At 42.7% G+C, this 6771-nt stretch carries 5 protein-coding genes and 2 pseudogenes; all 7 read left to right on the top strand.

Annotation, left to right across the window (positions count from 1 at the left end; all coding sequences use genetic code 11):
* Positions 1-99: 99 nt before the first annotated feature.
* The gene (gene rppH, locus AACQ17_RS04440) at positions 100-618 is read left to right on the top strand and encodes an RNA pyrophosphohydrolase (RefSeq protein WP_010319133.1); all 519 of its coding nucleotides are present in this window, start codon (positions 100-102) and stop codon (positions 616-618) included.
* A gap of 2 nt (positions 619-620) precedes the next feature.
* Positions 621-2867 (top strand): phosphoenolpyruvate--protein phosphotransferase, encoded by a 2247-nt coding sequence (gene ptsP, locus AACQ17_RS04435; protein WP_088720923.1) that lies wholly within the window; start codon positions 621-623, stop codon positions 2865-2867.
* Positions 2868-2875: 8 nt separating this feature from the next.
* A complete protein-coding gene (locus AACQ17_RS04430) occupies positions 2876-3667 on the top strand; it encodes a sulfite exporter TauE/SafE family protein (protein ID WP_047690145.1) in 792 nt (263 codons plus the stop codon).
* 43 nt (positions 3668-3710) lie between these two features.
* A complete protein-coding gene (gene lgt / locus AACQ17_RS04425) occupies positions 3711-4514 on the top strand; it encodes a prolipoprotein diacylglyceryl transferase (RefSeq protein ID WP_094147682.1) in 804 nt (267 codons plus the stop codon).
* 15 nt (positions 4515-4529) lie between these two features.
* A pseudogene (locus AACQ17_RS04420) lies at positions 4530-5087 on the top strand (thymidylate synthase); the annotation flags it as partial.
* A 146-nt stretch (positions 5088-5233) separates the two neighbouring features.
* Positions 5234-6487 (top strand): tyrosine-type recombinase/integrase, encoded by a 1254-nt coding sequence (locus AACQ17_RS04415; RefSeq protein WP_094167738.1) that lies wholly within the window; start codon positions 5234-5236, stop codon positions 6485-6487.
* Positions 6484-6771, top strand: a pseudogene (locus tag AACQ17_RS04410) (tyrosine-type recombinase/integrase); the annotation flags it as partial. The gene AACQ17_RS04415 and the pseudogene AACQ17_RS04410, both read left to right, overlap by 4 nt.

Genomic DNA, 6771 nt, shown 5'->3' with positions numbered 1-6771 from the left:
GGAATACATAAATCTCGTGTTAATCACACTCGTAAGTTTGCTCCTATTGGGGATATGTGGAAAAATCAAAGCAATTAAGATTTTACTAGAGGTTGGCCAGTGATCGATGGCGATGGTTACCGACTCAATGTTGGTATTGTGATTTGTAACAACCATGGTCAGGTATTCTGGGCGAAACGATACGGACAACACTCTTGGCAGTTTCCACAAGGTGGAATTGACGACGATGAAACTCCTGAACAAGCGATGTTTAGAGAGCTTTACGAAGAGGTTGGGCTTACAAAGAAAGATGTGAAAATCATAGCAACAAGCCGTCATTGGTTAAGATATAAATTACCAAAACGGCTCGTTCGTTGGGATTCTCAACCTGTCTGTATTGGGCAAAAACAGAAATGGTTTCTTCTGCGCTTAGAGTGTGATGAATCAAGAATCAACATGCAGCGCGGCAGTACCCCTGAATTTGATGGTTGGCGTTGGGTCAGTTATTGGTATCCAGTGAGGCAAGTAGTCTCTTTCAAGCGAGATGTTTATCGTCGTGCCATGAAAGAGTTTGCATCATTCGCGATGCCATTTAAAGAACGTAATAACAAAGGTAAGCGCAAAAATAAAAGAGGATAGACATGCTCTCTCAGCTAAGGGAAATAGTTGAACAAGTATCCAAGGTAGAAGATGTACACCAAGCCTTGGATATTTTGGTTAAGCAAACGTGCAATGCGATGAGTACCGAGTGTTGCACTGTCTATCTTGCTAACGAAGAAAAACATCGTCTAGAACTGATGGCAACGCAAGGCTTAAAGTTCAAAGGCGACAAAATCCACATCGGTTTTGACGAAGGTTTAGTGGGCTTAGTGAAACGTTCAGCTGAGCCAATCAACATTGCTGAAGCGTCGAAACATCCTAATTTTAAATACTTCAAACAGCTTGGCGAAGAGGTGTATCAAAGCTTTCTTGGTACGCCGATTATTCATCGCAAGCGAGTATTGGGTGTCTTGGTCGTGCAGCAAAAAACACCTCGCTTATTTAGTGAGATGGAAGAGTCTTTTATTGTCACTCTGGCGGCGCAAGTGGCCGTGATTATTGCTCATGCTCAAACACAAGGGCAGTGGCTGCTTTCGAAAAAGCAGTTATCCACCAGTGGCATTGCTGCGTCATCTGGCATCGCGATTGGTGAGTTTTGGTGGGATGACACCCAGCCTCAACTGTCTGATGTTTACCCCGCCTCAACGCTCGATATTGAACGAGAACAAGAGTGGCTAGTGCTGGCGGTAGAAAGCGCCTTGAACGATTTTCGTCGTTTAAGAAAAAAACTCGATAGTGATATTAATAAAGATGCGTTAGCCATCTTCGATCTCTTTACTCATCTACTTAATGATCCGATGCTACGCAACGATCTGAAAAGCCAGATCCAAAAAGGTGATCGTGCAGATTGGGCATTACGGCAAGTTGTGGAGAGTTATTCCAACCGTTTTGCGAAGATGTCAGATGTTTACTTACGTGAGCGTGCACAGGATATTCGTGAGCTAGGTCAGCGACTGCTATTTTTTTTGCACAACACTGAGCATGATCAGCAGCAACTTGATAAACCGATTATTTTGGTGGTACGCGAACTTACTGCTTCAATTCTCGCCGCTATTCCTAAAGATAAATTACTGGCGGTGGTCTCTTTAGAAGGGGCTGCCAATTCCCACGCAGCAATATTGTCACGGGCGCTGGGCATTCCCGCAGTGATGGGGATTTCACTTAATCTCAAGGAGATCAACGGTAAAAAGGGCATTGTCGATGGTTATAGCGGCAAGGTTTTTATCTCACCAAATAGACAAATTCTGGCGGAATATCGCGCTTTAGCTTATGAAGAAAGCGAACTTTCTCAAATGGTTAATGAAACCATTGCAGAAGCTCCTTTTACGCAAGATGGCACACGTATTGAAGTGATGCTCAATGCTGGATTAAGTGCGGATACCAACATCGCAATTAACCAAGGGGTTGATGGTGTCGGGCTGTATCGAACCGAAATTTCCTTTTTGCTGCAACATCGCTTTCCATCAGAAGAAGAACAAGTGCAGCAGTATCGCAGCGTTTTGAACGCTTATCCTGATAAACGGGTGGTGATGAGAACGTTAGACATTGGTGGCGATAAAGCACTGCCTTATCTACCCATTGAAGAAGACAATCCCTTTCTTGGCTGGCGAGGCATTCGTTTTACGCTCGATCATCCCGATATTTTTTTGATTCAACTGCGGGCGATGATGCGTGCCAGCGGCGATAACCAAAATCTCAGCATTTTATTGCCAATGATTTCAGGAACGAAAGAGTTGGACGACGCAATGCGGTTGATTGAGCAAGCGTATCGAGAAGTTTCTAGCGTTGATGATCGGATCATAATGCCCAAGATTGGCATTATGATTGAAGTACCATCGATGATTTATCTTCTACCATTGATTGCGAGCAAAGTGGACTTTGTTTCGGTTGGAACCAACGATTTAACCCAATATTTGTTGGCCGTTGATCGGAACAATGCACATGTTGCTGATGTCTATGACTCCATGCATCCAGCGGTGGTGATGGCGCTTAAACAGATTTTAGAGACTTGCCAGTCTCATCGTATACCTGTTTGCGTGTGTGGTGAGTTGGCCGGAGACCCTATTGGTTCACTGTTATTAATTGGTTTGGGTTATCGCATGCTAAGTATGAATACCTCCAACGTAGCCAAGGTCAAATATTTAGTGAGGCACTCTCAATTAGGACAGTTACGGCAACTTGCTGACAAAGCGTTGATGCAACCTTACGGCAACGACATTTATAATATGATGCACTCATACTTTGAAGATAAAGGCTTTGCTGGCTTTATCCGCGCAGGCAAAAAATAGGAAGCAATGTGAATTTTGAGTTGATGGTGTTGCTGGTGTTATTGGGCTCAGTCGTTGGTTTTATGGCTGGCTTACTGGGCATTGGTGGTGGTTTAATTGTCGTTCCTGCGTTGCTTCTTTTGCTTCCCAAGGCGGGTATTTCCGCCGAACTTAGTATGCATTTAGCGTTAGCGACATCGCTAGCGACCATCATTGTTACTTCGGCTTCTTCGGCATTAAATCACCTTAAATTGGGCAATGTGGATATGTTTGTCGTCAAGTGGCTCATGCCCGGCGTTATCGTCGGTGGGTTTGTTGGCTCAATGATCGCAGACGTGATCCCGACTCAATATCTACCGAAAGTATTTGGCGTGATTGTTTTTTGCCTGGCGATTCAAATGTTTTTATCGATAAAAGCGCAAATGCAAAGATCGATGCCCGGTGCGTGGGTGACCATGCTATGTGGCAGTGGTATTGGTATTGTCTCTAGTTTAGCGGGAATTGGTGGCGGTTCGCTCTCCGTTCCTTTTTTGAATCGTCATGGCGTTGAAATGCGTAAAGCCGTCGGTTCTTCTTCTGTCTGTGGGTGTGTGATCGCAATCTCTGGCATGATTGGTTTTATTTTGCACGGTTATCAAGTGGAGAATTTACCACCTTACAGCATTGGCTATGTCTATTTACCTGCGTTAGTCGCCATTGCTTCGACCTCAATTCTCACTACTCGATTAGGAGCGCGTTACGCGACTCAGTTACCGACGGCGGTATTGAAAAAAATATTCTCCGTTTTTCTGATGGTTATAGCGGCAACTATGCTGTTTTAATCACTTATTATCTTCACCTCATTTTTAGTAAGAGAACACGTTTATGTCTCAGGGTTTTATACAGTTCCCAAATATTGATCCCGTGCTGATTGCGATTGGCCCTATATCCATTCGCTGGTACGGCTTAATGTATTTAGTTGGTTTTGTTTTTGCGATGTGGCTTGCCAATCGCAGAGCGGACAAACCAAATAGTGGCTGGACTCGTGAGCAAGTCTCGGATTTGCTGTTTGCTGGATTTTTAGGGGTGGTCATTGGTGGTCGTGTCGGTTATGTGTTGTTTTACAATTTTGATCTGTTTCTCCAAGACCCGCTCTATTTTTTTAAAGTGTGGACAGGCGGGATGTCTTTCCATGGTGGTCTACTTGGCGTGATCAGTGCAATGTTTTGGTATGCACGGAAAAATAACCGAACGTTTTTTGGTGTCGCCGATTTTGTGGCTCCTTTGGTTCCATTTGGTTTAGGTATGGGACGATTAGGCAACTTCATGAACAGTGAATTGTGGGGGCGAGTAACCGATGTTCCATGGGCGATCATTTTTCCGAACGGCGGGCCTTTGCCTCGCCATCCATCACAGCTTTATGAGTTTTTCTTAGAAGGGATTGTGCTGTTTATTATATTGAACCTGTTTATCCGCAAAAATCGGCCAATTGGTTCAGTCTCAGGGCTATTTTTGATAGGCTACGGAACATTCCGTTTCCTTGTCGAATATGTTCGTGAACCTGATGCACAATTAGGATTGTTCGCTGGATTTATCTCCATGGGGCAAATCCTGTCGCTACCGATGATCATTGTCGGTGCACTGATGATGGTATGGGCGTACAAGGTTAACCATAAAGTGACTCAATAGTGTTAAGGATAGTTTGTGAAACAGTATCTTGAACTTTGTCAGCGAATTGTTGATGAGGGCGTTTGGATCGAAAATGAACGTACAGCCAAACGCTGCCTAACGGTGGTTAACGCTGATCTCACCTACGATGTAGGTCAGAATCAATTCCCGTTAGTGACAACGCGTAAAAGCTTCTGGAAAGCCGCAGTTGCTGAGCTACTTGGTTATATTCGTGGCTACGATAATGCAGCCGATTTTCGCGCTTTAGGAACCAAAACGTGGGATGCGAATGCGAATTTAAATGCAGCTTGGCTTAACAATCCATACCGTAAAGGTGAAGATGATATGGGCCGCGTGTACGGCGTTCAAGGACGTGCGTGGGCCAAGGCGGATGGTGGGCAGATTGATCAACTGCGTAAGATTGTTGATGATCTTTCACGTGGCGTTGATGATAGAGGCGAAATCCTAAACTTTTACAACCCAGGTGAGTTTCATATGGGTTGCTTGCGCCCCTGCATGTACAGTCATCACTTTTCGTTGTTGGGCGATACTTTGTATCTCAATAGTACGCAACGCTCGTGTGATGTCCCGCTTTTATAACCCTTATCACAAAATGCACAATCAATAATAAACAAAACCCTCCAGCCTAGTTGCATATGAAATTATTGTGCTATGTTTAAGTTGCACAATACGTTATCAGTAAAGGTTAATCTGATTATCAATGCACAGTTCGAGGGTTTATGGATAAGGCAGTTATAATTTCTTCTGGTGGGAAGATTGATACATCAACCTCTGTTGCTCATGAAAGCAGTGATATGTATCCCAATGTCCTTTTTCTGGAAGAAGGGGTAGCCGTTTTCAATGACCAAATGGAATTGTTGCCACTTATCTCTGATTTCCTAACACACTATAGGTATAACCATAGTGATAAATCCGTAATAACTTACGCAAATAACTTGCTCTATTTGGTCAAGTACCTGACAACGTATGATAAGAGCCACATCGGTTCCAAACGCGATGATTGTCTGTTGACAGTACACACCAATGAAATTCAGAAGTACTTTAAATACTGTAGAAACGATAAAAATAAAGACGAGTCAGTTAAGCATGCCTTAATGGGGAGCACCATATCCAATAGAGACGCTACATATGGAAAGTTTTTCTCTCATTTTTTGTGTGCCCCCCCCACTGGCTACAAGCTCATTAGAGAAGAAGATCCTTATAAAAATGGAAGCCTATCCGTTACGGCTAAAGAATCATTAATTAAGCCTGCACAGTTCTTAGATATAGAGGCTTTGATTCTTGTTTCTAATCATGAAAGTGAAAGGTGTCTCATCCAATTCTTATATGACTCTGGTGTACGCCGAGCAGAAGTTAAAGATATTCTTCACGAAGATATCTTGAAACTATCCAGAGCATATCGACAGAGTGTAATTGTAGATAGTGAGACCTTTCAAATATCTAGCCAATATGTCGCGATGGAAATTAAAGGCAACAAGGGGCGTGCTAGAGAATCTAAATATCGATATACGGTTATTACAAAAGAAACTCTCAATAGAGTCCAAAAATATAACTCAAGTCTCGAATATAGAAAGCACAAACGAAAATGGGGCAAGGTCCCCATGCCTGCCTTTCTAAATCAAAATGGTAATCCTTATAATGAAAGGTCAGTCAGCAAGTTAATCACTAAGCTATCTAAAAGAGCTTTAAAGCTTGGGCTAATTAAAGATCCATTGTCACCACATAAGATTAGACATGGTTTTGGAGCAATGCTTCTCAACTCCGAAGACTTAGGTAAGACGCAGCTTGATAGGCTGTTATTGCTTCAACAATGCCTTGGGCATAAGTCACTAGATACAACACAAAAATATACAAAAATTCCTGTTGGAGTCTGGGAACGATTCTTGGATAGCAATGGTATAGCTTTGAAAAGATACCAACTGATGGAAAAACTAAAAAAACGGACTAGAACGAATAAAGGGGGCTTGAGTTGAGTATTGATGAATGTAGGGAACTTCTCATTGAATGGTGGCAAGGGTTAAGTGTTGACCAAAAGAAAATAGTCCCCATCAGTCGGAATAAAATTGACTTGCGCGACCTTTTTATTAATACAGAAATTGAGTACTTCAAATTACGGGGGGATCTAAAAAAAGATATTCTTGAGATCGAAAAAGAGCTTAAGGTGCTAGGTGTATTATTTAATGATGATAGTGAAGTAATAGAAAAATTAATGCTTGATTTTATCTCTGATTGTAAAGTTAATCCAGAACTATTGTGG

Source organism: Vibrio sp. V10_P2A27P122, from assembly GCF_963874335.1.
In the GTDB taxonomy this organism is placed as follows: Bacteria; Pseudomonadota; Gammaproteobacteria; order Enterobacterales; family Vibrionaceae; genus Vibrio; species Vibrio anguillarum.
Note: the sequence above shows the minus strand (reverse complement) of the source record. Positions and strands in the feature narration are given on the sequence as shown.

Bases quoted from the DNA above. Each gene is read 5' to 3' on its own strand.
- lgt (WP_094147682.1), top strand. From the start codon at position 3,711: ATGTCTCAGGGTTTTATACAGTTCCCAAATATTGATCCCGTGCTGATT.
- AACQ17_RS04415 (WP_094167738.1), top strand. From the start codon at position 5,234: ATGGATAAGGCAGTTATAATTTCTTCTGGTGGGAAGATTGATACATCA.
- ptsP (WP_088720923.1), top strand. From the start codon at position 621: ATGCTCTCTCAGCTAAGGGAAATAGTTGAACAAGTATCCAAGGTAGAA.